The 25,260-nt window shown below is 69.7% G+C and carries 21 protein-coding genes and 1 pseudogene; 8 read left to right on the top strand and 14 right to left on the bottom strand.

The genetic code is table 11. The annotated features are described in order from the left end of the window. Positions 1 to 70 precede the first annotated feature (70 nt). From kaiC to ACP2AD_RS03905, 4 genes are read left to right on the top strand one after another with little or no spacing between them, the layout of a single operon-like run. A complete protein-coding gene (gene kaiC / locus ACP2AD_RS03920) occupies positions 71 to 1,756 on the top strand; it encodes a circadian clock protein KaiC (RefSeq protein ID WP_425228783.1) in 1,686 nt (561 codons plus the stop codon). Continuing rightward, on the top strand, positions 1,753 to 2,082 hold the full coding sequence (locus ACP2AD_RS03915) for a circadian clock KaiB family protein (RefSeq protein WP_425228782.1): 330 nt from the start codon (positions 1,753 to 1,755) through the stop codon (positions 2,080 to 2,082). Before kaiC ends, ACP2AD_RS03915 begins: the two co-directional genes overlap by 4 nt. Continuing rightward, a complete protein-coding gene (locus tag ACP2AD_RS03910) occupies positions 2,079 to 2,390 on the top strand; it encodes a circadian clock KaiB family protein (protein ID WP_425228781.1) in 312 nt (103 codons plus the stop codon). Before ACP2AD_RS03915 ends, ACP2AD_RS03910 begins: the two co-directional genes overlap by 4 nt. Then, positions 2,387 to 4,537, top strand: coding sequence for an ATP-binding protein (locus tag ACP2AD_RS03905; protein WP_425228780.1), 2,151 nt, complete (start codon positions 2,387 to 2,389; stop codon positions 4,535 to 4,537). The genes ACP2AD_RS03910 and ACP2AD_RS03905 overlap by 4 nt, the downstream gene beginning before the upstream one ends. 21 nt (positions 4,538 to 4,558) lie before the next feature. On the opposite strand, the gene ACP2AD_RS03900 is transcribed toward ACP2AD_RS03905, so the two are convergent. Continuing rightward, positions 4,559 to 5,101 carry a PEPxxWA-CTERM sorting domain-containing protein gene (locus ACP2AD_RS03900; protein ID WP_425228779.1) on the bottom strand — a complete coding sequence of 181 codons (543 nt, stop codon included), beginning with the start codon at positions 5,099 to 5,101 and terminating at the stop codon, positions 4,559 to 4,561. A gap of 163 nt (positions 5,102 to 5,264) precedes the next feature. On the opposite strand from ACP2AD_RS03900, the gene ACP2AD_RS03895 reads away from it, so the two are divergent. Continuing rightward, complete coding sequence (locus ACP2AD_RS03895) at positions 5,265 to 7,418, top strand: winged helix-turn-helix domain-containing protein (RefSeq protein WP_425228778.1); 2,154 nt, start codon at positions 5,265 to 5,267, stop codon at positions 7,416 to 7,418. 13 nt (positions 7,419 to 7,431) lie between these two features. Here ACP2AD_RS03895 and ACP2AD_RS03890 read toward each other — a convergent pair whose 3' ends face one another. Then, positions 7,432 to 8,703: an acyl-CoA dehydrogenase family protein gene (locus tag ACP2AD_RS03890; protein ID WP_425228777.1), complete on the bottom strand. Its 1,272-nt coding sequence runs from the start codon at positions 8,701 to 8,703 to the stop codon at positions 7,432 to 7,434. On the opposite strand from ACP2AD_RS03890, the gene ACP2AD_RS03885 reads away from it, so the two are divergent. Together ACP2AD_RS03885 and ACP2AD_RS03880 are read left to right on the top strand one after the other, a co-directional pair. Then, complete coding sequence (locus tag ACP2AD_RS03885; RefSeq protein WP_425228776.1) at positions 8,702 to 9,730, top strand: phosphotransferase family protein; 1,029 nt, start codon at positions 8,702 to 8,704, stop codon at positions 9,728 to 9,730. The two genes, ACP2AD_RS03890 and ACP2AD_RS03885, sit on opposite strands and share 2 nt — an antisense overlap. Then, entirely contained in the window at positions 9,723 to 10,076 is a 354-nt protein-coding gene (locus tag ACP2AD_RS03880; RefSeq protein WP_425228775.1) for a DUF6285 domain-containing protein, read from the top strand. The genes ACP2AD_RS03885 and ACP2AD_RS03880 overlap by 8 nt, the downstream gene beginning before the upstream one ends. On the opposite strand, the gene ACP2AD_RS03875 is transcribed toward ACP2AD_RS03880, so the two are convergent. Continuing rightward, positions 10,066 to 11,715 (bottom strand): hypothetical protein, encoded by a 1,650-nt coding sequence (locus ACP2AD_RS03875; RefSeq protein ID WP_425228774.1) that lies wholly within the window; start codon positions 11,713 to 11,715, stop codon positions 10,066 to 10,068. The genes ACP2AD_RS03880 and ACP2AD_RS03875 overlap by 11 nt on opposite strands. 134 nt (positions 11,716 to 11,849) lie before the next feature. On the opposite strand from ACP2AD_RS03875, the gene ACP2AD_RS03870 reads away from it, so the two are divergent. Further along, entirely contained in the window at positions 11,850 to 13,640 is a 1,791-nt protein-coding gene (locus tag ACP2AD_RS03870; protein ID WP_425228773.1) for an N-acyl-D-amino-acid deacylase family protein, read from the top strand. Positions 13,641 to 13,643: 3 nt separating this feature from the next. Here ACP2AD_RS03870 and ACP2AD_RS03865 read toward each other — a convergent pair whose 3' ends face one another. The 11 genes and pseudogenes from ACP2AD_RS03865 to rimP all read right to left on the bottom strand — a co-directional run bounded on the left by ACP2AD_RS03865 (position 13,644) and on the right by rimP (position 25,170). Next, positions 13,644 to 13,907 carry a hypothetical protein gene (locus tag ACP2AD_RS03865; protein WP_425228772.1) on the bottom strand — a complete coding sequence of 88 codons (264 nt, stop codon included), beginning with the start codon at positions 13,905 to 13,907 and terminating at the stop codon, positions 13,644 to 13,646. Positions 13,908 to 13,988: 81 nt separating this feature from the next. Beyond that, entirely contained in the window at positions 13,989 to 16,370 is a 2,382-nt protein-coding gene (gene pnp, locus ACP2AD_RS03860; protein WP_425228771.1) for a polyribonucleotide nucleotidyltransferase, read from the bottom strand. 166 nt (positions 16,371 to 16,536) lie between these two features. After that, positions 16,537 to 16,809 (bottom strand): annotated as a pseudogene (gene rpsO / locus ACP2AD_RS03855) (30S ribosomal protein S15). 180 nt (positions 16,810 to 16,989) lie between these two features. Beyond that, positions 16,990 to 17,841, bottom strand: a complete 852-nt coding sequence (truB, locus tag ACP2AD_RS03850; protein ID WP_425228770.1) for a tRNA pseudouridine(55) synthase TruB — start codon at positions 17,839 to 17,841, stop codon at positions 16,990 to 16,992. 4 nt (positions 17,842 to 17,845) lie between these two features. Continuing rightward, entirely contained in the window at positions 17,846 to 18,214 is a 369-nt protein-coding gene (locus ACP2AD_RS03845) for a DUF6491 family protein (protein ID WP_425228769.1), read from the bottom strand. 72 nt (positions 18,215 to 18,286) lie between these two features. Continuing rightward, on the bottom strand, positions 18,287 to 18,874 hold the full coding sequence (locus ACP2AD_RS03840) for a thymidine kinase (protein ID WP_425228768.1): 588 nt from the start codon (positions 18,872 to 18,874) through the stop codon (positions 18,287 to 18,289). A gap of 47 nt (positions 18,875 to 18,921) precedes the next feature. Further along, the gene (gene rbfA, locus ACP2AD_RS03835; protein WP_425228767.1) at positions 18,922 to 19,326 is read right to left on the bottom strand and encodes a 30S ribosome-binding factor RbfA; all 405 of its coding nucleotides are present in this window, start codon (positions 19,324 to 19,326) and stop codon (positions 18,922 to 18,924) included. Between the two features lie 166 nt (positions 19,327 to 19,492). Beyond that, entirely contained in the window at positions 19,493 to 22,177 is a 2,685-nt protein-coding gene (infB, locus tag ACP2AD_RS03830) for a translation initiation factor IF-2 (RefSeq protein ID WP_425228766.1), read from the bottom strand. Beyond that, positions 22,174 to 22,974, bottom strand: a complete 801-nt coding sequence (locus ACP2AD_RS03825) for a DUF448 domain-containing protein (protein ID WP_425228765.1) — start codon at positions 22,972 to 22,974, stop codon at positions 22,174 to 22,176. Before ACP2AD_RS03825 ends, infB begins: the two co-directional genes overlap by 4 nt. Continuing rightward, a complete protein-coding gene (gene nusA, locus ACP2AD_RS03820) occupies positions 22,955 to 24,622 on the bottom strand; it encodes a transcription termination factor NusA (RefSeq protein WP_425228764.1) in 1,668 nt (555 codons plus the stop codon). Before nusA ends, ACP2AD_RS03825 begins: the two co-directional genes overlap by 20 nt. Further along, positions 24,622 to 25,170, bottom strand: coding sequence for a ribosome maturation protein RimP (rimP, locus tag ACP2AD_RS03815; RefSeq protein ID WP_425228865.1), 549 nt, complete (start codon positions 25,168 to 25,170; stop codon positions 24,622 to 24,624). Before rimP ends, nusA begins: the two co-directional genes overlap by 1 nt. Positions 25,171 to 25,260 lie beyond the last annotated feature (90 nt).

The raw sequence follows: 25,260 nt of genomic DNA, 5'->3' as shown, positions 1-25,260 counted from the left end.
GTGAACAGCCTGTTGCGGACCGGACAGCGGACTGTGCAAACCGGTTTTCTATCGTCGGCATGACGGCCTGATGCCGCAGCGGACGGCGCCCGCGCTGCCCAAGGCGTGCACCGGCATCAGCGGGCTGGATGCGATCACCTTTGGCGGGCTGCCGGCCGGCCGCCCGACGCTGATCGCGGGGGCGGCCGGCGCGGGCAAATCGCTGTTCGCGCTCACTTTTCTCGTCAACGGCGCGACGCGGTTCGACGAGCCGGGCGTGCTGATGAGCTTCGAGGAGCGCAGCGACGACATCGTGGCTAATTCGGCGTCGCTCGGCTATGATACCGACGGGCTGGTCGCGGCGGGCAGGCTCGCGATCGATTATGTCCGCGTCGAACGCTCCGAGATCGAGGAATCGGGCGAGTACGACCTGGAAGGCCTGTTCGTCCGCCTGGGCTATGCGATCGACCGGGTCGGCGCCAAGCGCGTCGTGCTCGACACGCTGGAGGCGCTGTTTTCCGGCCTGGGCGACGGTCCCATCCTGCGCGCCGAACTGCGCCGCCTGTTCGAGTGGCTGAAGGACAGAGGCGTCACCGCGATCATCACCGCCGAGCGTGGCGAAGAAGGGCGGCTGACCCGCCACGGCATCGAGGAATATATCTCCGACTGCGTGATCGCGCTCGACAATCGGGTCGAGGATCAGATCACGACGCGCCGCCTGCGCGTGCTCAAATATCGCGGCTCGGCGCACGGGTCGAACGAATATCCGTTCCTGATCGACGAGGGTGGGATCAGCGTCCTGCCGATCACGTCGGCGGGGCTGCAGCATTCGATCTCCGACACGGTGGTGCCCTCGGGCGTCCCAGGGCTCGACGCGATGCTGGGGATCGGCGGCTTCTATTCCGGTTCCAGCGTCCTCCTGTCCGGCACGTCGGGCACCGGCAAAACGATCTTTGCCGCCAGTTTCGTCGACGCCGCCTGCAAAAGGGGCGAACGCGCGATCTATTTCTCGTTCGAGGAATCGAACGAACAGATTGTCCGCAACATGCGCTCGGTCGGCATCGAGCTTCAGGCGCATCTTGATTCCGGACTGTTACGCATCGAAGCGGCTCGGCCGAGCCTGTTCGGACTGGAAATGCATCTGACGCTGATGAACCGGATCATCGAGCAGCTCGATCCGCAGGTCGTCGTAATCGACCCGATTTCGGCGCTGCGCGGCCCGCTGTCCGAGGTGCACGCGATGCTGCTGCGCATGATCGACCTGCTCAAGGTGCACGGCGTGACGGCGCTGTTCACCAATCTGACCGGGGTGCAGGCGAGCGACCACGCCGACCTCGGGCTGTCGTCGCTGATGGACAGCTGGATCGGGCTCCATCATGTGGAGGCCAATGGCGAGCGCAATTCGACGCTGTTCGTGCTCAAGTCGCGCGGGATGAGTCACTCCAATCAGGTACGCGAGTATCGCATCACCGATCACGGCGTGACGCTGATCGATGCCTATATCGGTGCGGCTGGCGTCCTCACCGGATCGGCGCGCGAGATGCAGGAGGCGCGTGAACGCGACGACAAGCTGGCGCGAGTGCAGGAGGCGGACCGCCGCCGGCGCGCCTTTCACGCGCGGCGCGCTGCGGCGGAGCGGCAGATCCTGGAGACCCGCGCGGCCTTGGACGCCGAGCAGGCCGAGCTGGACGAGCTGACCGGCGAGGCCGCGGGGCGCGAAGACCGCATCGATGCCGATCGCGCCGCGATGGCCTCTCACCGGGGCGCAGCGGAATGAACGGTCCTATCGCAGTGTCGCAAAACAGCGACGACGACCTCCCCCAAGGCCACTACCGCCTCCGCCTGTACGTCGCGGGGCAGAGCCCCAAGTCGCTCGCCGCGATCGCCAACCTCAACAAGCTGTGCGAGGCGCATCTGCCCGGCTGTCATTCGGTCGAGGTGGTCGATCTGGCCAAGCATCCCGAACTCGCCGCCGCCGATCAGGTGCTGGCCGTACCGACGCTGGTCCGCCGCCTGCCGCCGCCGATCAAGCGGATTATCGGGACGCTGGCGGATGTCGACAAGGTGCTGGTCGGGCTCGAAATCAGGCGTGATGAGGGTTGAGCGATGCCGCACCCGGTGATGGCGACGGCCATGTGCTGAAGCTGTTCGTGTCGGGTGCCACGCCGCGGTCGACGCAGGCGATCACCAATCTGCGCCGGCTGCTGGAGCGCGAGCTGCCCGGCGCCTATCGGCTGGAAGTGATCGACATCTATCAGAATCCGCAGGCGGCGCGTGACCATCAGGTCGTTGCCGCGCCGACCCTGGTCAAGCTGATGCCGCTGCCGATCCGGCGCATGATCGGCGACCTGTCCGATGCCGCGCGGGTGCTGAGCGGGCTGGGCGTCATGCCGCAAGGCGGGCCAGCATGAGCGCGGACGCGCTGCGCATCGCTGAGCTGGAGGCGCGGCTCGCCGAAGCGGAGGAGACGATCGAGGCGATCCGCTCGGGCGAGGTCGACGCCCTGGTAATCGGCGGCGACGACGATCGCCGTATCTTCACGCTCGACAACGCCGACCGGCCCTACCGGCTGCTGATCGAACAGATGCGCGAGGGCGCGGTGACCCTCAGCACCGACGGGCTGGTGCTGTATTGCAATCACGCCTTTGCCGATCTGGTCGGTGAGCCGTCGTCGCTGGTCACCGGTACCCGCTTTGCCCGCTTCATGCCGGCGGCGGCCGATGCGCTTGCGCGGCTGCTGCGCGACGGCGGTCAGTGTGAGGTGGCGCTGTCGGCCGCGCAGGGGCGCATGATCCCCGTCCGCCTGTCGCTCAGCGCGCTGCCGCTCGACGACGCGGCGGCGATGTGCGCGGTCGTCACCGACCTGTCGCAGGCGCGCGATCTGGCCGATGCGCGCCAGGCGCTGGCGGTCGACGCCGCCCGGCGCGAGACCGAGGAGCGGGTGCGCCTGGCTGTCGACAACGCCGAGGTCGGTTTCTGGGACGTCGATCTGGTCAACGACCTGCTCATCTGGCCGCCACGGACCAAGGCGATGTTCGGCATCTCGCCCGACGTGCCGGTGACGATGGCCGATTTTTACGACGGCCTGCACCCCGACGACCGCGCCGCCACGGGCGCGGCGTATGACGGGTCGCGCGATCCCGCGACCCGCGCGCTGTACGACGTCGAGTATCGCACGATCGGCAAGGAGGACGGCGTCGTCCGCTGGCTCGCGGCCAAGGGGCGCGGCGTGTTCGACGATGCCGGCCGCTGTCTCCGCGTCGCGGGCACCGTCGTCGACATCACCGCGCGCAAGGCGGCGGAGGCGGCGCTGCGCGAGCTGAACGATACGCTGGAGCTGCGCGTCGCCGCACGCACCGCCGAGCTGGCCGACGCGAACGACCGGCTGCAGGTCGAGATGGCCGAGCGCGCGCGGACCGAGGAGGCGCTGCGCCACGCCCAGAAGCTTGAAGCGATCGGTCAGCTGACCGGGGGGGTCGCGCACGATTTCAACAACCTGCTCACGATCATCCGCTCGTCGGTCGACCTGCTCCGCCGCCGCGAGCTGCCCGAGGATCGCAAGCGCCGTTACATCGACGCGATCAGCGACACCGCGGATCGCGCGGCGAAGCTGACCGCGCAGCTCCTCGCCTATGCACGCAAACAGCCGCTGCGCCCCGAGACGTTCGACGCCGCCGCGCTGATCCGCTCCACCGCGGAGATGCTCCACACCACCGTCGGCTCGCGGGTCGCGGTCGTGACCGACATCCGCTGTCAGCCCGCCTTGGTCGACGCGGACGCCAATCAGTTCGAGACCGCGCTGCTCAACATGGCGGTCAACGCGCGCGACGCGATGGCGGGGGAGGGGCGGCTGACGATCACCGTGGACAGCCGCGCCGACGCGATCGGCGCGCCGTTCGTCGCGATCGCCGTCGCCGACACCGGCCGCGGCATCCCCGCAGACACGCTGGAGCGCATCTTCGAGCCCTTCTACACCACCAAGGAGGTGGGCAAAGGCACCGGCCTGGGGCTCAGCCAGGTCTATGGCTTCGCCAAGCAATCCGGCGGCGAGATCAGGGTGGAGAGTGAACCCGGCCGCGGCACGATCTTCACGCTGATGCTGCCCCAGGCGCAAGCGGGCGTGGCGGCCGAGACGACGGCAGCGGAGTCCGGCGGTGGGCTGCACGGCGGGCATCTGCTGCTGGTCGAGGACAATGAGCAGGTCGGCGAGGTCGCCGCGCAGCTGTTCGAGGAACTGGGCTTCACCGTCTTGCGGGCAGGCGACGCGGCCCAGGCACTGGCGATGATCGACGCGACCGGGCAGGGCGCAGCTGACTTTGACCTCGTCTTCTCCGACGTGGTGATGCCCGGCGGCATGTCGGGCGTCGATCTCGCGCGCGACCTGAGGCGGCGTCGCCCCGATCTGCGGGTGATCCTGACAACCGGCTATAGCGAAGCGCTGGCCGACGGCGGTGTCGAAGGCGTCGAGCTGCTGCGCAAGCCCTATTCGGTCGAGGCGCTGTCGCGGGTGCTGCGGCGCGTCACCCGCGAAGCCGCCCCGGCCGCCAGCGGGACGTGATCGCCACGCCCCCGCGGGCGGTCAGGCAATCGCGACGGCGGTCCTTACCCTCGCGCGGCGGCGCAGCGTGATGCCCGCCGCCCCGAAGCCCAGGATCATCATCGCCCAGGCCGCCGGTTCCGGCACTGCCGCGACGCTCAGCTTCAGGTCGGCACCGGTGCCGAAGTCGAACAGTAAGAAATTGCCAGTGAGCAGCGTCGGGGTAGCCGGTGGCCCCGCGAAAAGCTGATCGCTGCCGACGTTGAGGAACAGGCTTTCCCCGGTCTTGTCGGTCGGATCGAGGCTGATGAACCCGCCGCCCGAGTCGCTGGTGAAGAACTCCAGGTCCTGCAGGTTCAGCACCTGCGACCCGATCTGGAAGATGCCGGAGATGAACTTGATGCGAAAGCCGTCCGGGCCGATGTTGTTGGCGAGGGGAATGGGATGCGCATCGAGATCGAACGACGCATATTCGACGGTGCCGTCGGGCGCGGTCCCGTTCAGTGCGTAGTGCAGCGTCTGCGCGCCTGCCGGGGCGGCAAACGCGGCGGCCAGCAGCGCGGCGGCGGCGGCGATCCATTTCATCGTACGAGCTCCCTTTGAGCGGGCGGGTGAAGGACGTGGCGACGAACTGGCCGAAGCCTTCCCACGCCAGATCGCTGCTGTGGGGTACCCCGCCCCGTTTCGCGATGGCGTGGAGCCGATGTTTCGATGGGCGGGAGCCGATGATTGCCGGGCCTGCGGGGTCATGACCGCCGTCGACCTCGCGCACGAACCGCCCTTTGCGCTGGGGCAGGTGAGCGTCACACCCGCCGCGCTGATGCTGGAGGCGGGGGAGTGGTTGCAGCGCCTGGAGCCGCGTGCGATGCAGGTGCTCGTCGTGCTCGCGCATGCCTCCCCGGCGGTAGTCGGTCGCGAGGAGCTCAACATGCGGGTGTGGGACGGCCGTGTCGTCGGCAGCGATGCGATCAACCGCGCGGTGCAGATGCTGCGTCGCGCGGCCGCCGCCGCCCCCGCGCCTGCGCCTTTCGCGATCGAGACGGTGCCCCGCATCGGCTACCGGCTGATCCCCGCCGCGTTCGCTGCCGCGGAAGACCGGCATGCAGCAATGCCGTCGATGGCAGCCGGCGCGCCCGCACCGCCCGCCGCCGCCGCTACCTTGCCGGTGCGACGGCGACGGCACCGCTGGGCCCCGGTGGCGACGATGGCGGCGGTGCCGGTGGCGCTCGCTGCCGCTTTGCTGATCCGCGGGGCCGGTTCGGGCGACCGGCACACCGCCTCCTGGCGGGTGACCGCCGCCGCCGCGCTCGACGATCTGCCGCCGGGTGCCAGCGATGTGACCATGTCGCCCGACGGACGACGGCTGGCCTACCGGAGTCAGGACGGCAGCGGCCGCGGCCGCATCTTCGTGCGTGCTGCCGAGGGCGGCGGCACGGGCAGCGCGATCAGTCCTCCCGCGCTCGACGCACGCCGCCCGGCCTGGAGCCCTGACGGCACCGCCCTGGCCTTCATCGCCTATGACGCCGGACGGCCGTGCCGGCTGTTTGTCCTGCGTCACGCCGGGCCGGCGGCGCCCGCGGGGGCGTGCGAGACGGTCGGCGACCCGATCCTGAGCTGGAGCGCCGACGGCCGCGTTTTGCTGTTCGGCGACGCGCCCGGCGTCAACGCCGTCCATCACATCGTCGCCGTCAGGCTGGCCGATGGCGAGCGCAGCGTGGTCAGCACCCCGCCCGGCGACGCGATGGGCGACGACCTGCCGGTCCCGCGCGGCCGCGACATCGTGTTTCAGCGGCAGTTCGGCTGGGCTGACATCGGCTGGGTGGTGCGCGACGGCACCACCGGCGTTGAGCGGCTGTTGTGGCACCGACAGGGTGTCGCCGCGGCGGTCGCGGCTCCGCTTCCCGGCGGCGGCCTGGCGGTCGCCTGGACGCGGGCGGGGACGTCGTCGCTCGACCTGATCGACGCCACCGGCCGCGTGCGGTCGCAGCCCGTGGCGCTCGGACCCGTCACGGCGCTGGCGGCCGCGGGCCAGCGTCTGCTTGCGGAGGCGGACCGTACCGGTAGCGCGCTGGCCCGGTCCAGCGGCGCGCAGCCGGCGCCTGCCATGCTGGCGACGGTGCGGGGGCGGATCGCGGGTCCCGCACTGCTCCCCGGCGGGCGACTGCGCTTTCCCGTGTCCTCGGCGGGCGTGGCGCGGATCTGGGAGCGCGATGCGACGGGCACGGTCAGGCCATGGGGCGATTTCGTCGCGGCGCGCATCTCCGGCGTGACGCCGTCGCCCGGCGGGCGGCTGACCGCGGCGCTGGTCACGCGCAACGCGGGCCGGGAAATCGTCGTCTTCGATGCGGCGGGGCGGCCGGTCTACAGCTGGAACCCGCATGCGCGTTCGGTCAACCCCGCCGCCTGGTCGGGCGACGGGCGGCGGCTGATCACCCCCGTGCTGGACGGCGCCGGGTGGCGGCTGTTCGCGCTCGATCCGTCCGGGGCGGCGCCGCCCCGGGACCTGGAGCGTCCCGGCTTTGCGGTGGTGCTCGGCAACGGCGCTGCGCTGTTCGCCGTCCGCGCGGGCGAGACCACGGGGATCCGTGAGCTGTGGCGGCTCGACGGACGGGTCCACCGCCTGCCGGTCGACCTGACGCTGTTCGACATCGTCAATTGGCGCCCGGTGGACGGCGGCATCTGGCTGCCCGACCGCAGCGATCGTGACCGCCCGCGCCTCGTGCTGCGCGATGCGGAGACCGGACGCGTCCTGCGCAGCCTGCCCGCTCCCGGCCTGGCCGGTCCTGGCAGCGGGCTGGCCGCCGACGCGGGCGGACCCGTTTATGTGCGGACCGCGGGCGACGCCTCCGAATACAGCCTGCTGACGCTGTCGCGCGATGCAGCCGCTGGCGGTGCCCCCTGATCGTCGCGCGCGGCTACCCCCCCTCGCGCCCCGGCCCCGCAAACCCGAACAGCCAGGCCGCCACCTTGCGCTGCTGGATCTCCTCTGACCCTTCGGTGATCCGGTAGCGGCGGTGGTGGCGGTAAATGTGTTCGAACGGCTTGTGGCGGGAATAGCCGATGCCGCCATGTACCTGCATGGCGGTGTCGGCCGCCTCGCACACCAGCCGGTTCGCCCAGTAGTTGCACATGGAGACCTTGTCGGAGAGCCGCGTCGCGACCTCCGGCTTGGTCATCGCGTCCATCTCCCACGCCGTCTTGCGGATGAGGAGGCGCAACATCTCGATCTGCGTCGCCAGCTCGACCAGCGGGAACTGGATCGCCTGGTTCGCCGCCAGCGGCTTGCCGAAGGGCTTGCGCGTCTTGGCGTAGGCGACGCTCTCCCGCACGCAGTAATCCGCCGCGCCCAGCGAGGACGCGGCCTGGCGGATGCGGTTCTCGTGGACGAAATGCTGGGCCACTGCCAACCCCTCGCCCTCGCGGCCGAAGATCGCGCCGTCATCGACGCGCACGCCGTTGAAGCTGACCCGCGGGTGATCGGTCGGCATGTTGAAGGTCCACAGATATTCCTCGACCTTCACGCCGGGCGCGTCGGCCGGGACCAGGAAGCAGGTGATGCCGCGCGCGTCGCCATCCTCTCCGCTGGTTCGCGCGAACAGCATGACGTGCGTCGCGACGTGCATGCCGGTCGTCCACATCTTCTCGCCGTCGATCCGCCAGCCGTCACCGTCACGGACGCCGCGCGTTTCCATAAAGGTCGCGTCGGAGCCGTGCTCGGGTTCGGTCAGCCCGAACGGCAGCCGCCGCGTGCCGTCCAGCATCCCGCCGATGAACTCCCGCTGCTGCGCTGGCGTGCCAAAGTCGCGGAACATCAGCACCTGCGGGAAATTGGCCACGATGCTGTGCTCGTTCTGCAGATCGTTGTGGAGCCCCAGCCCCTTTGCCGCGAAATGTTCGCGGATCACCGCCATCCACAGGTTCGACCCGTCGCGGCCGCCGAACTCGGCCGGCAGCGGGAAGCGCAGGTGCCCGGCCGCGTCGGCGCGCCGCCGCACCTCGCCCAGCAGCGCCTCCCACTCGGCGCGCGGCAACCCGCCCGCATCCCAGTCGGTCCGCGCCCATTCACGTCGGTGATCGAGGAAACGGATATTGTCGTCCGCAGCCTCCAGCGGCTTGATCTCGCGTTCGATGAACGCATCCAGCTCGGCCAGATACGCGACGAGGTCGGCGGGGAGGGCGAAGTCCATGCGCGCGAGCTTGACACAGCCGCTGCCCGAGCGCGAGCGTCACGCAATGACCGTCGAGGAGATCGCTGCCGCGCTGGCCGGGCTTGCGCCCAGGCTGGCGGCGGGCGCGACCGGGATCGCCGGGCTTACGCTCCTGACCGGCGGCGCGAGCATGCAGACCTGGGCGTTCGACGCGACCGGGCCCGACGGCGCGACCGCGCTGATCCTGCGCCGTCGCGGGCAGGCGGTGGCGAGTGGCGAGCAGCTCTGCCTCGGCGCGGAGGCTGCGCTGATCCGGGCGGCGGGCGCGGCCGGGGCGCCGGTGCCGGGCGTCGTGCTGGTGTCGGACGTGGACGAGGCGCTGGGCGAGGCGATCGTCGTCGGCCGGTTGGCGGGCGAGACATTGGGCCAACGCATCGTCCGCTCGCCCGCCTTTGCCCCGGCACGGTCCCTGCTGCCCGCCCAATGCGGTGCGGCGCTGGCGGCGATTCACGCCATTCCGCCGGGCACGGTGGCCGGGCTGCCCGCCCGCAACGCGGCGGAGACGCTGGCCTTCTACCAGCGCGCCTGGGTGCGCGATCCGCTGCCGCGCGCGACGATCGCCGCCGCTTTCCGCCGGCTTGCCGGCACGGTGCCCGCGCCGGTCACGCCGCGGCTGCTGCACGGCGATTTCCGGACCGGCAATCTGATGGTCGATCCCGACCGCGGACTGGTCGGGGTGCTCGACTGGGAGCTGGCGCATCTGGGCGACCCGGCGGAGGACATCGGCTGGCTCACGGTCAACAGCTGGCGGTTCGGCGGGGCAGGAGAGGCGGGCGGTTTCGGTGGGCTCGATCCGCTGTTTGCCGCCTACTCGGCGGCGGGCGGAGCGCCGGTCAGCGCGCAGCGGGTGCGCTGGTGGGGGGCGATGGGGTCGCTCAAATGGGCGGTGATGACTCGCACCATGTACCTCGCGGGCGGTGGCGGCGTCGAGCGGGCGGTGATCGGCCGCCGCCTGAGCGAATGCGAGGCCGACCTCGCCGCATGGCTGGGATCGGCTGATGAATGATGGTCCTGCCGCCGCCGGGATCGTCGCCGCCGTGATCGGCTGGCTGGACGCAGGCGCGCCCGACGCCGGCGGTTTCCAGGGCAAGGTCGCCGCCAGCGCGCTGGCCATCGTCGCCCGCGAGCTTGAACACGGACCCTCCGCCGAAGCCGAGGCGATCGAGCGTCTGCGGACGATCACCGGCGCGACGGGATCGTTCGACAAACTGGAAAGCACATTGTGCACCCTGATCGATCGGGGGGGGATCGCCCCGGACGATCCGGCGCTCCTTCACCACCTTCGTCAAACCGCGCGCGACCGGCTGGCCATCGACCAGCCCCGCTACCGCAGCCTGCTCGCTACGCCCTGATCGCGTACAGCGTCGCGTTGCTGATTGCGTAGACCGCGCCGTCCGCACCAACGAGCGTCGGAGTATAGGCCTGACCAAGCCCGGGGTTCAGCCGCACCGACTGAGTCAGCGTGTTGGCCGTCAGATCCCAGCGATACAGCACCCCGTCCTCGTTGTTGGCGAGGATCGACCGCCGCTGCGGATCGGCAGCCATCGTGTTGATGCACCATTCCCGCCGCCCCGCGCCCGACGGCGATGCGGCGTCCAGCGTCGGCCCAAGTACGGTCAGCACTTCGCGCATCACTGTCACGCTCGCGACGATGCGGTCCGCCTGCGTGCCCCGCGGATCGAGAATCGCGAGCCGGTTCAGCCCGTCGCCAGTCCCGGCGCCTTCGTAGTTGTTGTATTTGACCGCGAGCAGATACGGCGAGGTGCCGGTGTATGACGGTACGCTGGCGGTCGGGATGATCGACGGCGACACGTCCCAGCCGAAGCTGCCCGGCGCGCCGATCGCGTTCAGGGCCGCGTCGAACTGAAGCAGCCAGCCGCGCCCGTTATGCGTGCCGAACTGCGCCTCCAGCACGCCGTAATAGACGCGCCCGTCGCTGCCGACCACGGGCGAGGCGGTGCCGTCGTCGCTGACCCGCGCCGGGGTGCGCGAGTTGGGGTCGATCAGCGCGACCTTTGCCTTGACCGCCAGCGTGGTGCTGTCGAGCGCCAGCAGATAGCCGCGCTGCGTCGTCCCGGACACGGCGGCGATGTTGACGGCGATGTAAAGCGTCGTGCCGTCGGGCGACAGCGCGGGCGCGCAGTTCATCGCCGCCTTCTGGATCGCCGCATCGCCCGACGCCGTGGCGGCGCTGATCCACGTGCCGGAGCCGTCGGGCGCCACCCGCGCGATGCCGCCGACCAGCCCCGCCGGATTGGCGCCCGTTACCTGAAAGCCGAAGAAGATATTCCCCGCCGCGTCCGCGGTCAGCGGCGTGTTGATGAACACGGCGGCATTGAACGCGGCGGCATTGGCGGCATAGGTGGCCGCACCGTAGAAGACGAGCGAGGCGGTGGTGCTGCTCGCCGCGTCGGCATCGTCGCGCGCCACCAGCCGCCCACCGCCCGCTGGCGCATAGAGCCGCCCCTGCTGCGACAACAGCACGTTGAAGGGCGGCAGCCAATTGTGCGGCGGGGTCACATAGTCGGTGGCGAGCGACCAGGTCAGCGCGCCGGTCACACCGCTGCGTCCTTCCAGCCGATAGTCCCCCGTGGCGGTCGTCTTGACCGGCACCACGACGGTATTGCGCGTCGTCACCACCGGCGAGCCGTAATGGGTCAGCAGCGCACCATATTGCGTATAGGCGGGCGCCAGATCGACCGCCGATGTCCAGGCGATCCGTCCCAGATCCTGTGATGCGACTGCGCTGACGCCGCTATGCTGGGCATCGTGCCCATAGCCGTACCAAGCGGCGCCAACCGCGGTCGGGGTGGCCGTCGGGGTGGGGGTCGGCGTCGGGCTGGGCGTGGGCGTCGACCCGCTCGCCGTCGCGCTGCTGCTGCCCCCGCCGCCGCTGTCGCCGCAGGCCGCGAGCACCGCCGATGACGACAGCATCGCCAGCGTGGTGCGGCGGGACAGGAGCGAAGGGGGATGGGGGCGGCGACGGGTCATGGCGCGCCATCATACGCCTTTACACAAGAAAAGGCATCACCTCGAAAGGGTTGCGGGTGACGAGGCGACATCCGTTCCTGCCGTTGACGGCGATCTGCCGCGGGCGCACGCTGGGTACACCAAGGAGACGGCACGTGACGACGCACGCCTATGATCTCGTTATCCGCAACGGCACCGTGGTCGACGGCACCGGCGGAAAGCCTTTCGTTGCCGATGTCGGCATCAGCGGCGGATTGATCGCCGCGGTCGGCACGGTAACGGGCAGCGCGGCGACGGTACTCGATGCGCAAGGCAAGCTCGTGACTCCCGGCTTTGTCGACGTCCACACCCATTATGACGGTCAGGCGACCTGGGACGAGCGGATGCAGCCATCGTCGTGGCACGGCGTCACGACCGTCGTCCAGGGGAATTGCGGCGTCGGCTTCGCGCCGTGCAAACCCGCCGATCGCGACCGGCTGGTCTACCTGATGGAGGGCGTCGAGGATCTGCCCTTCCCGGTGCTCACCGCCGGTCTGCCGTGGAACTGGCAAAGCTTTCCGCAATATCTCGACGCGCTCGGCGAGCGCCGCTTCGACCTCGATATCGCCGCCCAGCTCCCGCACGCGGCGCTCCGCGTCCACGTGATGGGCGAGCGTGGCGTCGCCCGCGAACCCGCGACCCCCCAGGACATCCGCCGGATGGCGGCGCTTGCAAAGGAAGCGGTTGAAGCGGGCGCGCTAGGCTTCACCACCAGCCGCACGCTCAATCATCGTACCAAGGCGGGCGAGCCAACGCCGACACTGACCGCGGAGGAGGAAGAGCTGACGGGCATCGCGATGGGCATGGCGGCGGCGTTCGATGGGGCGGGCGCGGGCGTGCTGCAGGTCGTCAGCGACTTTCACCCCGATCCGCTGGCGGAGTTCGCGATGTTCCGCCGCATCGTCGAGCAGTCGGGGCGGCCGCTATCCTTCTCGCTCGCGCAGAGCCACACCGCACCCGACTCGTTCCGCCTCCTGCTCGCCGCCCTGGCGGACGCAGTCGATGCCGGACTGCCGATCAAGGCGCAGGTGTCGCCGCGCGCGGTCGGTGTGCTGTTTGGGTTCGAGCTGACGGTCAACCCGTTCAGCTTTCACGAGGCGTACAGGGAGGTCGCCGGCCTGCCGCTCAGCGAACGGGTGGCGGCGTTGGCAGAGCCTGCGCGCCGGGCGCGGCTGCTCGCCGAAACACCGGACCTGCGCGGGCCCTTCGCGTCGGCCAGCCTGTCGGCGTGGAGCGGCATGTACCCGCTCGGCGCAACCAGCCCCGATTACGAACCAACGATGGACCACGCGGTCGGCAGCATCGCCGCGGCACAGGGCGTCGAACCACAGGCGGTGGCGCTTGACCACATGCTGACGAATGGTGGCCGGGGTGTGCTCTATCTGCCCTTCCTCTCATACGGCTACGGATCGCTCGATGCGTCGTACGAAATGCTCTCCCATCGCGACACGGTGCCGGGCCTGTCCGACGGCGGCGCGCATGTCGGCATGATCTGCGACGGCAGCTTCCCCACCTCGCTGCTGACGCACTGGACGCGCGACCGCACGCGCGGACCGCGGCTGAGCGTGCAGGCGGTGGTCAAACAGCAGGCCGCGGACACCGCCGCGCTGGTCGGGCTCGGCGACCGCGGCCGGATCGAGGTCGGGCTGCGCGCCGATCTCAACGTCATCGATTACGATGCGCTGACGCTGCATGCGCCGGAGGTCGCCTATGACCTTCCGGCGGGCGGCAAGCGGCTGATGCAGCGCGCCGACGGCTATCTCGCGTCGATCGTCGCGGGGCAGGTGACCTATCGCAACGGCGTGGCCACCGATGCGCTGCCCGGCCGCCTCCTGCGCGGCGCGCGAGGTCCGGCGTCGCAGCGGGCAGGCGAGGCCGTGCGCGAGATCGAGGCGGTCCCGGCCTAGCCTCTACAGACCAGCTGCATCGATCGCGGCCGCGAGCTCGTCGCTGATGGCGCTCTCGCCCTTGGGCGTCATCCGGTTGAGCACCGTCTGTACCCGCTTCTGCGCGACCTGCAGCGTCTTGTGGCGCGTCTCACGCAGCGCGTTCGTCCGCCCCGACCGGCTTTCACCCAGCAGTGCGGCCCATTTCGCCTCCTCGGCCGCCAGCATGGCGAGCGCCAGCCGCAGGCCGTCGCGGCGGCCGTGGGCATAGTCGTCGGTCAAGCGCACCTCCGTTGCCGAAACGTAGAAAAGGGCCCGCGTCGCCGCGAGCCCCTTCGATCCCCTTCCCGCGAGCGGCAAGGAAATGCCTCAATCGCGATCGCCCGTCAGGAACGCCGGAGCAAAGCTCGGCGCGGGGCCGTCCTCGCCGCCCTCGCGCCGCGGACCACGGTCGCTGCCCTCGCCACGCGGGCCGCGGTCACCGCCGTCACGCCGCGGACCGCGGTCGCCGCCCCGATCACCGCCGTCACGGCGCGGGCCGCGGTCGCGGTCACCGTCACGCCGCGGGCCGCGATCGCTGCGCGGACCCCGATCGCCCCGATCGCCCCGATCGCCCCGCGGCTCGCGTGCGGGACGGGTGTCCTCCAGCTCGGCGCCGGTCTCCTGATCGACGACCCGCATCGACAGGCGCACCTTGCCGCGCGGATCGATCTCCAGGACCTTGACCTTCACCTCCTGGCCCTCGGAGACGACGTCCGACACCTTCTCGACGCGCTCGTTGCGCATCTCGGAGACGTGGACCAGCCCGTCCTTGCCGCCCATGAAGTTCACGAACGCGCCGAAATCGACCAGATTGACGACCTTGCCGGAGTAGATCTTGCCGACCTCGGCCTCTTCGACGATGCCCTTGATCCAGGCGATCGCCGCCTCGATCTGGCTGTGGTCGGAGGACGAGACCTTGACCACGCCTTCGTCGTCGATGTCGACCTTGGCGCCGGTGGTGGCGACGATCTCACGGATCACCTTGCCGCCGGTGCCGATGATGTCGCGGATCTTCGACTTGTCGACGGTCAGCGTCTCGATCCGCGGCGCGTGCGCCGAAAGCTCGGTGCGCGTGGAATCGAGCGCCTTGGCCATTTCACCCAGGATGTGCGCGCGGCCCTCATGCGCCTGCGCCAGCGCGACGCGCATGATTTCCTCGGTGATGCCGGCGATCTTGATGTCCATCTGGAGGCTGGTGATGCCCTCCGACGTGCCCGCCACCTTGAAGTCCATGTCGCCCAGGTGATCCTCGTCGCCGAGGATGTCGCTGAGGACGGCGAAGTCCTTGCCCTCCAGGATCAGGCCCATCGCGATGCCGCTGACCGGCCGCTTGATCGGCACGCCCGCGTCCATCAGGCTCAGCGAGCCGCCGCACACCGTCGCCATCGACGACGAGCCGTTCGACTCGGTGATGTCGCTGGTAACGCGGATCGTATAGGGGAACTCCTCCTTCGTCGGCAGCACCGCGTGCAGCGCCCGCCAGGCGAGCTTGCCGTGGCCGACGTCGCGGCGGCTCGGCGCGCCGAAGCGGCCGACCTCGCCGACCGAATAGGGCGGGAAGTTATAGTGCAGCATGAAATGCTGGTAGCTGAGCCCGTTGAGCCCATCGATCATCTGCTCGGCGTCGCGGGTGCCCAGCGTCGTGGTGGCGATGGTCTGCGTCTCGCCGCGCGTGAACAGCGCCGAGCCGTGCGCGCGCGGGAGGAAATGGACCTCGGCCTCGATCGGACGGACCGTCTTGGTGTCGCGGCCGTCGATGCGCTTGCCGGTCTTCAGGATCGCGCCGCGGACGATTTCCGCCTCGACCTTCTTCACCAGCTTCAGCGTGCCGAGATACTCGGCCGGGTTGGCGTGCTTCAGGTCCTCGAACGCCTCGCGTGCCTTGGCGCGGGCGTCGTTGATCGCGGTCTGGCGCGCCTGCTTGTCGGTCAGCTTGTACGCCGCCGCCATATCATCGCCGATCAGGTCCTTCAGCTTCGCCTTGTGCGCAGACAGATCGGCCGAGGCCTTCAGCTCCCACGGCTCCTTGGCGGCCTGTTCGGCAAGCTTGATGATCGCGTCGATCACCTGCTGCGATGCCTTGTGCGCGAACATGACCGCGCCCAGCATGATGTCTTCGGAGAGCTCGTTCGCCTCCGACTCTACCATCATCACCGCGTCCTGGGTCGCCGCGACCATCAGGTCGAGGTCGCCCGCAGCGACGTCCTTGTCCGACGGGTTGAGCTGATACTCACCGTCCTTGTAGCCGACGCGCGCCGCGCCGATCGGGCCCATGAAGGGCACGCCCGACAGCGTCATCGCCGCCGACGCCGCGATCATCGCGAGCAGATCGGGCTCGTTCTCGCCGTCATACGACATGACCTGCGCTATGCAGTTGACCTCGTTGTAGAAGCCCTCCGGGAACAGCGGCCGCAGCGGGCGGTCGATCAACCGGCTGACCAGCGTCTCGCGCTCGGTCGCGCCGCGCTCGCGCTTGAAGAAGCCGCCCGGGATGCGCCCCGAAGACGAGAACTTCTCCTGATAATGGACGGTGAGCGGGAAGAAGTCCTGCCCCTCCTTGACCGACTTGGCGGCGGTGACCGCGCACAGCACGACGGTTTCGCCGAGCGTCGCGAGCACTGCGCCGTCTGCCTGGCGGGCGACGCGGCCGGTCTCGAGCGTCAGCGTCTGGCCGCCCCACTCGACTGAAACTTTCTTGGTATCGAACATCTGTTTTCCTTCACTCCACCTGCCCGATGCAGGCGGGGCCTATCTGCTGGCTAGCCGGCCAGCGCGGTGTGGAGCGCGTTGTCGCTCCGGGCCAGGCCCTGCCGAATTGCAGACCGGCGGATGCGACAAGGGCGCCCGCAGGCGCCCTTGAAGTTATTTGCCCACGTTACTTACGCAACCCGAGCTTCGCGATGAGATCGAGGTAGCGCTGCCCTTCCGTCTTGCGGAGATAGTCGAGCAGCGAGCGACGCTTGTTGACCAGCATCAGCAGGCCGCGACGCGAATGATTGTCCTTGGCGTGGCGTCTTGAAATGCTCGGTCAGGTTCTTGATCCGCTCGGTCAGGATCGAGACCTGGACCTCGGGCGACCCGGTGTCGCCTTCGCCGCGACGCATGTTCGCTTGATCAGCGCATCCTTGCGCTCGGCGGTAATCGTCATGCGTTCGTCCTTCGACATCGGGTTACAGGTTGAAGCCGCGAACGACGCGAACCTCGCCGCCGTCTCACGTCGACCAGCGCCTGGGGCACGTCGCGCAAGCATTGCGAGGGTCACACCGTCAGACGGCGTCGATCCCGACCAGCACACGCCCCTGACGGAGCGCCCCTGCCTGGTCGGGGGTCAGCGAAAGAGCCGGGATGTCGTCCAGCCCTGCGCCAAGCGGCAGGAGGTGGTGTTCAAGCTCGCGCGCCTTAGCGGCTTCGGCTCAATTTGTCCAGCGATATCGCCCGCGGCCAGGTCGAACGGCCCGGCCCTGGTGCGACTGCAGCATGGGTGACGTGGCCGACGGTGCCGAGCGCGCGCGCGATGTCGCGGGCGAGCGCTGCGGATATAGGTGCCCTTGGACACATGCGCGACGAGGGTGATTTCGTGGATGTCGTCACCCCGGCCCTGGGAGGGGGACCGCTCGCGAAGCAAGTTGTGGACGGGGCAGGCCGCGCGCGATCCGCTGAAGGAGGCCCCCCCCCACCGGCTTCGCCGGTCCCCATCCCCGTCCCGTGGAGGAGCGACAGAGAGCGACCGCTCACGCTCCGGCTCGCCAGCGTGCACATCGGCCTCGCCTGCCCGCGCCAGATCATAGGCCCGCTCGCCGTCCACCTTCAGCGCCGAGAACGCCGGCGGCACCTGCTCGATCTCACCCGTGAAGCGCGGCAGCACCGCCCCGATCTCGGCCATGGTGGGCCGCGCGTCCGCGGTGGCTATCACCCGCCCCTCCAGGTCCAGCGTGTCTGTCTCCTCCCCGAAATGCACCGTGAACGCGTACACCTTGTCGCCGTTGAGCAGCCGCCCCGCCAGCTTGGTCGCCTCACCCAGCGCCACCGGCAGCACGCCCGTCGCCAGCGGGTCGAGCGTGCCGCCATGCCCGACCTTGACCTTGGGATAGCCACCATCGCGCAGCGCGCGCTTGACCGCCGCCACCGCCTGCGTCGAGCCGAGCCCGAGCGGTTTGTCGAGGATCAGCCAGCCATGCACCCGCTCAGCTGCGGCCGTGGCGCCGATGCTCGCGGACCGGCGCGGCGCTGGTGGTGATGCGCTCGATCGCGCAGCGCTCGCCGTCGGCGATGACGTCGTCGCTGCGGTCGAGCGCATAGGTGAAGCGGCTGCGCACCGCGATGGTGGTGACGAAGGGCAGCGGCCGGCACGGCCGGTTCAGTTCGACCCGATACCAGCGGAAGCGCATGTCCTGAACGTATACCGCGCGATCGCCGTCCGGTTCGAAATCGCGGATGCGCTCGGGCGCGAGCAGCGGGATGGTGGTCTCGATGCCCGACGCATCGGCTGGCGCACGATGCGGCGCGGCGGCAACGCTCGACAAGGCAAAGGCGGTCAGAATAAGGGGGCGCAACGCAGTCACTCCTCAAGCAAGATCAAACACATAGGCGCAAAGCGATGCCGTGCAACCGGGCGAATGCGCCGGTCATGCGGTCACCTCGTCCAGCGCCGCCCGAAAATGGCGGCGGCAAAGTGCCACGTAGCGGTCGTTGCCGCCGATCTCGGTCTGCGCCCCTCGCGCTACCGCCCGGCCCGATGCATCGACGCGCAGGTTCATCGTCGCCTTGCGCCCGCAGGTGCAGACCGATTTCAGCTCGACCAGCGTATCGGCGATCGCCAGCAGCCGCGCCGAGCCGGGGAAGAGGTGTCCCTGGAAATCGGTGCGCAGGCCATAGGCGAGCACCGGGATGCCGAGCGCATCGGCAACATGCGCGAGCTGATCGACCTGTGCTGCCGACAGGAACTGCGCCTCGTCGACTAGCACGCAGGCGACAGGCTCGCGCGCATGGCCGATCGCGACCGCCGCGGCGATGTCGGTGCCCCCGTCAAATGGCGTCGCCGCCGCCGCCAGCCCGATCCGCGAATCGATCACGCCGGTGCCGCTGCGGTCGTGCACGCGCGCGGTGAACAGCATCGTCCGCATCCCCCGCTCGCGATAGTTGAAGTCGGCCTGCAACAGGTTGGTCGACTTCCCCGCGTTCATCGAGGCATAGTAGAAATACAGCTTGGCCACCGTGGCTAGACAGCCGGATTGACGTTCAATGTCCAGCGATCGCGGCGTCAGCCCGCGCCGGGCTCTCCGGTCAGATCCCGCGCCACCTCAGGCTGGCGCAGCAGCGCGTCGATGCGACCGCCCTCGTCGAAGCTCTCGTCGGCCAGGAACTTCAGCTTCGCCGCGTATTTGGTCCTGATCCGCGCCGCGACCTCGCGCTGCAGGAAGGCGGTATTGTGACGCAGCGCCGTCAGCACCGCGCCCTCGTCCTGGCCCAGCAGCGGCTTCACGAACACCGTGGCGTGGCGCAGGTCCGGCGACATCCGCACCTCCGTCACGCTGACCAGGTGCTTGGCCAGCGTCTCGTCATGCACCGCGCCGCGCCCCAGCAGCTCGGCCAGCACATGCCTAACCTGCTCGCCAACGCGGAGCAGGCGTACGGAGCGGTCGCCTTCGGGTGCGTGTCTCGCCATCTCAAAACCACCACATAAGCGCGACCGGCAGCGCCGTGACGGCGATCAGCAACAACGCGCAATGCCCGCCATGTTGCAGACAGCCGCTACAGCCCTCCAAGGCAACCTCGGCGGCACCTTCGCCGAGGATGTCGAGCGCCTTGTCGCCCAGATCGACCCGGCTGCCTTACAGCGTCCGCTCGCGCATCTCGACCTCGAACGTTTCCAGATAGTCGCCCGGCTTGATGTCGGTGAAGTTCTGGGTGAACGTGACACCGCACTCCAGCCCCGCGCGAACCTCGGGCACATCGTCCTTGAACCGGCGCAGCGACGCGATCTCGCCCTGGTAGATGATGACGTCGGCCCGCGTGATGCGCGCCTTGAGCGCCTTGCGGATGACGCCTTCGGTGACGAGCAGGCCGGCGGCACGGCCGGTCTTGCCCGCGGAGAAGACCTCGCGGATCTCGGCACGGCCGACCACCGTCTCGAACGCCTCGGGGCCCAGCTCGCCCGCCATCCCCGCCCTGATCTCGTCGACCAGGTCATAGATCACGTCGTAATATTTCAGCGCCACCTTCTGCCGCTCGGCGATCTCGCGCGCCTTGGCGTTGGGGCGGACGTTGAAGCCGATGATCGGCGCACCGCTCGCCGACGCCAGCGTGACGTCGCTCTCGGTGATCCCGCCGACGCCCGAATGGAGGATGCGCGCCTTGATGAGGTCGGTCGAGATCTTGTTGATCGACGCGACGATCGCCTCGATCGTGCCCTGCGTGTCCGCCTTGACGACCAGCGGATACTCGATCGCCTGATTGGCCTTGAGCGCGGAGAACATGCTCTCCAACGACGCGGGCGCGGTGGTGGTGCGCTTCTGCGTCAACACGCCCTGGCGGTATTCGGCGACCTCCCGCGCGCGCGCCTCGTTCTCGACCACCTGCAGCGGATCGCCTGCCTGCGGCACGCCCGACAGGCCGAGGATCTCCACCGGCATCGCCGGCCCGGCTTCCTTGACCTGCCGACCCTTGTCGTCGACCAACGCGCGGACCTTGCCGCTCTCGGCGCCGATCACGAATACGTCGCCGACTTTCAGCGTGCCGCGATTGACCAGCACCGTCGCGACCGGCCCGCGCCCCTTGTCCAGCTTCGCCTCGACCACCGTGCCCTCGGCGGGACGGTCGGGGTTTGCCTTCAGCTCCAGCAGTTCGGCCTGGAGCTGGATCTTCTCGATCAGCGTGTCGAGCCCGGTCTTCTTGAGCGCGGAGACTTCGACGTCCTGCGTCTCGCCGCCCATCTCCTCGACCTGCACGTCCTGCTCCAGCAGGCGCTCGCGGACGCGCTGGGCATTCGCCTCGTGCTTGTCGACCTTGTTGATCGCGACGATCATCGGCTTGCCCGCCGCCTTGGCGTGATTGATCGCCTCGATGGTCTGCGGCATCAGCCCGTCGTCGGCGGCGACCACCAGCACGACGATGTCGGTGACGTCCGCGCCGCGCGCGCGCATCTGCGTGAACGCCTCGTGGCCGGGCGTGTCGAGGAAGGTGACCTTCGACTTGTCCTTCAGCTGCACCTGATAGGCGCCGATATGCTGGGTGATGCCGCCGGCCTCGCCGCGCACGACGTCGGTGCCGCGCAGCGCGTCGAGCAGGCTGGTCTTGCCGTGATCGACATGGCCCATGATCGTGACCACCGGCGGCCGCGGCTGCATCGTCTCGACGGCGTCGTCAGTCATGTCGACCGCGAGGTCGATGTCCGACGCCGACACGCGGCTGACGTTATGACCGAACTCGGTGACCAGCAGCTCGGCCGTGTCCTGGTCGATGCTCTGCGTCATCGTGACGGGCATGCCCATCTTGAACAGCGCCTTGACCAGGTCCGCGCCCTTTTCCGCCATGCGGTTGGCGAGCTCCTGGACGGTGATCGCCTCGGGCACCTGGACGTCGCGGACCTGCTTGGGCTGCGCGTCGCGCGGGCCGTAGTGGCGCTTTTCCTTCTCGCGCGCCCGCTTCAGCGCAGCGAGCGAGCGAGCGCGGGCGCCACCCTCGTCGGACAGCGCGCGGGTGACGGTCAGCTTGCCGCCGCGGCGCTCGTCGCCCTTGCGGTCGCGCTGCTGCGGGCGCGCGGTCGGGGCGCCGGCGCGCGGCGTGGCGACGCCGGGACCAAAGCGCGGCCCCGTCTGTCCGCCCGCGCCGCCGGTAGCCGGTGTCGCCGCCGGGGCGGCGGCGGCAGGCTCTGGCTTGGGCTGCGGCCGGGGGATGTCGGGGCGCGCCACCGGCGAAAAGCGGCGCGGGGCCGGCATCGCCGGATCGCGCGCCAGCTCGACGACAGGGGCCGGCTGCTCGGGCTGCGGCGCGGCCTCGACGACGCGCGCCACCTCCGGCGCGGGCTGCGGCACAACAGGCGCGACCTCGACGGCGGGCGCCGCCGCTGCTTCGGGGGCGGACGCAACCGGCGCAGCCTGCTCCTCGGCCGCGACGCGCGTGCGTTCGACGGCGCGGCTGCGCTCCTCTTCCGCGGCGCGGGTACGCGCCTCGCCTTCGCGGCGGCGAGTTTCTTCCAGCGCGCCCATCCGCTGCTCTTCGGCTTCGCGGAGCAGCCGGCCCTGACGCTCCTGCGGCGTCTCGGCCGCAGGAGCGCGCGCGACGGGCGCCGGCGACGGCGCGGGCTGAGCCGGGGCAGGTGCGGCCTCGGGCACGGCAGGCGCGGCTGCCCCCGCCGTGCCCGGTCCCAGGATGCGACGGCGCTTTACCTCGACCTCGACCGTGTTGGTGCGGCCGTGGCTGAAGCTCTGCTTGACCTTGCCTACCTCTACCGTGCGCCGCAGCCCCAGGGGCGCGCGCATGCCGAGCTTGGGCTTGTCGTTGTCGGTCTCGCTCACTCGGATTCCTCAGTTCGTTCCATGGCCAATGGCCCGGGCGCCAATTGCTTGGACGCGGATGCGGGCGCCGATGCGCCCTGCGCGGCCGTTTCGCAAGGCAAAGACAAGGATGCGGGGCCGATGAAATGCAGCCAGCGGTCGAGCGCCTCGCTCACCCGCCTCGCCGCAGCGCGATCGGTCACGCCAATATGTACCACATTCTCGCGCCCCAGCGCCAACGACAATATGGCGCGCGGGACGGGTAATGTTAACCCCTTCAACCCGCTGCCCTCTTCCTCGCGGCCGACCCGCCAAGCCTGGGCGAGCTTGCCCGTGCCGTCGGCGCCCGCATCGGCGGCATGGTAGAGCGCATGGAGCTGCCCGGAGCGCGCCGCCGTCTCGATCCGCTCGGCCCCGGTCGCCAGCGTGCCGCTGCGCGCCTCCAGCCCCAGCCGGTCGAGCGCATTGCGCTCCAGCGCCGCCGCGATCGTGCCGGGCAGGTCGGCGGCGAGCGTGAACGCCGCGCCTTTGAACGCCCGCGCCAGCGCGCCCTTGAGCTTGCCCTTGGCGATCGCGGTTTCCAGGTCGGTCTGGGTGACCCCGATCCACGCCCCGCGACCCGGCGCCTTGGCGCGGACATCGGGCAGCACCGCGCCGTCGGACGCCAGCGCGAGCCGCACCAGCGATCCCCGCGCCCCCCGGCCGCGGGTGAGGATGCACGAGCGGACGGGTTCCTCGCCTCTCCCTTTCCCTGAAGGGGAGAGGCTTTCCAGGCCGGCCGCTGCTTCCGCTACGGTCTCATTGCGCCGGGTCCGCATCAGCGACCTCCCCGGCGGGCTCGCCCGCGTCCTTGTCCCCGGATCCTGACGCCGGTGCGTCGTCCTCGAACCAATGCGCGCGCGCGGCCATGATGATCTCGTTCCCCTGCTCGTCGCTCAGGCTATAAGCGCTGAGGATCCCGCCCTTCGGCTCCGGCCGCTTGGGCGCGTCCTCGTTGCGGCGGCGCGGTTCGATCCGCTTCTTCTCGACCAGCTCGTCTGTCGCGAGATCGGCGAGGTCGTCCAGCGTCTTGATCCCCGCCTTGCCCAGCGTCACCAGCATCGCCTCAGTCAAATAGGGCATGCCCGCCAGCGCGTCTTCGACACCCAGTTCGGTGCGCAGCGCGCGATTGGCCTGGTCGCGCCGCTCCAGCGCTTCCTGCGCGCGGCTCTGCAGCTCGTCGACCAACTCCTCCAGCCCCTCGATCGCGCCCAGCTCCTCCGGCTCGACATAAGCGACCTCTTCGAGCGAGGTGAAGCCCTCGGCGACCAGCAACTGGGACAGCGTCTCGTCCACGTCCAGCTCGGTCTGGAACAGGTCGGTGCGCTCGACGAACTCGCGCTGGCGCTTCTCGCTCGCGTCCTGCTCGGTCAGGATGTCGATCGCCTTGCCGGTCAGCTGGCTCGCCAGCCGCACGTTCTGGCCGCGCCGGCCGATCGCGAGGCTGAGCTGGTCGTCGGGCACCACCACCTCGATCCGCTCTTCCTCCTCGTCGATGATGACGCGGCTGACGCTGGCGGGCTGGAGCGCGTTGACGACGAAAGTGGCGACGTCGGGCGACCAGGGGATGATGTCGATCTTTTCGCCCTGCATCTCCTGCACCACCGCCTGGACGCGGCTGCCCTTCATGCCGACGCAGGCGCCGACCGGGTCGATCGACGAATCGCGGCTGATGACGCCGATCTTGGCGCGGCTGCCGGGGTCGCGCGCCGCTGCCTGGATGGTGATGATGCCGTCGTAGATCTCGGGCACTTCCTGCGCGAACAGCTTCTTCATGAAGTCGGGATGAGCGCGGCTGAGGAAGATCTGCGGCCCGCGGTTTTCGCGCACCACCTTGAGGATCAGCGAGCGGATGCGGTCGTTGACGCGCACCACCTCGCGCGGGATCTGCGCGTCGCGGCGGATGACCCCCTCGGCGCGGCCGAGGTCGACAACCACGTGGCCGAACTCGACGCGCTTGACCACGCCGGTGATGATCTCGCCCGCGCGATCCTTGTATTCCTCATACTGGCGCTCGCGCTCGGCATCGCGGACCTTCTGGAAGATCACCTGCTTGGCGGCCTGGGCGGCGATGCGGCCGAACTCGATCGGCGGCAGCGGATCGACGATGAAGTCGCCGATCTTCGCGCCGGGCTGCAGCTTCTCCGCGCCCTTCAGGTCGACCTGGGTGAAATAATTGTCGACCGCCTCCACGACCTCGACGACGCGCCACAGCCGGAGGTCGCCGGTCTGCACGTCCAGCTTGGCGCGAATGTCGTTCTCCGCGCCGTAGCGCGACTTGGCGGCGCGCTGGATCGCGTCTTCCATCGCCTCGACGACGATCGCCTTGTCGATCATCTTCTCCGACGCGACGGAGTTCGCGATCGCGATCAGCTCCGCGCGGTTGGCGGTGGCGCCGGAGGGCGCGGAGATTGCGGGGGCGGCCATCAGTTCAGGTCCTCTTCTAGCTCTTCTTCCGCGCCGTCGGCGGAGAGGGGTTGGGTCGCGGCGATCAGCCGGTCGGTCAGCGCGAGTTTCGCGTCCGCGATCGCATCGAACGGAATATAGGCGTGTTCGTCCTTGCCCAGGTCGAGTGCGATCACGCCTTCCGGGTCGACGCCGGCCAGCATGCCCTTGAACTGCCTGCGCCCGTCCAGCTTGCCGGTCAGCGTGATCCGCGCCTCGTGCCCCTGCCAGTCGCGAAAGTCGGCGAGCCGGGTCAGTGGACGATCGATCCCCGGCGACGACACTTCCAGCCGATATTCACCGTCGAACGGGTCGGCGGCGGTGCCTTCAACCGCATCCAGCGCCTCGGACACCCGCCGCGACAGCGCCGCGCAGTCGTCGATGGTCAACTGGCGGGTATCCGGCCGCTCGGCCATCACCTGCAGCGTGGGCTCGTCCGCGCCGCCGAACAGCTTCACGCGCACCAGCGCGAAACCCAGCGCGGTTGCCTCGGGCTCGATCAGCGCGGTCAGGGCAGGCAGGTCGGTCAGATGCGGTCCTAAGGGTAAGCAGCGTCGGCGCCGCGGAGCCAAGCCCCGCAGCCTCTTGTCATCTGACGATGTAAGAGAATGAGGCGGATA

It is taken from the genome of Sphingomonas sp. (assembly GCF_965248875.1).
In the GTDB taxonomy this organism is placed as follows: Bacteria; Pseudomonadota; Alphaproteobacteria; order Sphingomonadales; family Sphingomonadaceae; genus Sphingomonas.
The sequence above is the reverse complement of the archived record's forward strand: the minus strand, read 5'-3'. Positions and strand labels throughout refer to the sequence as shown.

Excerpts from the sequence above, each read along its gene's own strand:
- ACP2AD_RS03890 (WP_425228777.1), bottom strand. The coding sequence starts at position 8,703 with ATGGACTTCGCCCTCCCCGCCGACCTCGTCGCGTATCTGGCCGAGCTG.
- ACP2AD_RS03905 (WP_425228780.1), top strand. The coding sequence starts at position 2,387 with ATGAGCGCGGACGCGCTGCGCATCGCTGAGCTGGAGGCGCGGCTCGCC.
- rbfA (WP_425228767.1), bottom strand. The coding sequence starts at position 19,326 with ATGGCGAGACACGCACCCGAAGGCGACCGCTCCGTACGCCTGCTCCGC.
- ACP2AD_RS03825 (WP_425228765.1), bottom strand. The coding sequence starts at position 22,974 with ATGCGGACCCGGCGCAATGAGACCGTAGCGGAAGCAGCGGCCGGCCTG.
- pnp (WP_425228771.1), bottom strand. The coding sequence starts at position 16,370 with ATGTTCGATACCAAGAAAGTTTCAGTCGAGTGGGGCGGCCAGACGCTG.
- ACP2AD_RS03880 (WP_425228775.1), top strand. The coding sequence starts at position 9,723 with ATGAATGATGGTCCTGCCGCCGCCGGGATCGTCGCCGCCGTGATCGGC.
- ACP2AD_RS03915 (WP_425228782.1), top strand. The coding sequence starts at position 1,753 with ATGAACGGTCCTATCGCAGTGTCGCAAAACAGCGACGACGACCTCCCC.
- kaiC (WP_425228783.1), top strand. The coding sequence starts at position 71 with ATGCCGCAGCGGACGGCGCCCGCGCTGCCCAAGGCGTGCACCGGCATC.
- ACP2AD_RS03885 (WP_425228776.1), top strand. The coding sequence starts at position 8,702 with ATGCGCGCGAGCTTGACACAGCCGCTGCCCGAGCGCGAGCGTCACGCA.
- nusA (WP_425228764.1), bottom strand. The coding sequence starts at position 24,622 with ATGGCCGCCCCCGCAATCTCCGCGCCCTCCGGCGCCACCGCCAACCGC.
- ACP2AD_RS03875 (WP_425228774.1), bottom strand. The coding sequence starts at position 11,715 with ATGACCCGTCGCCGCCCCCATCCCCCTTCGCTCCTGTCCCGCCGCACC.
- ACP2AD_RS03895 (WP_425228778.1), top strand. The coding sequence starts at position 5,265 with ATGACCGCCGTCGACCTCGCGCACGAACCGCCCTTTGCGCTGGGGCAG.
- ACP2AD_RS03900 (WP_425228779.1), bottom strand. The coding sequence starts at position 5,101 with ATGAAATGGATCGCCGCCGCCGCCGCGCTGCTGGCCGCCGCGTTTGCC.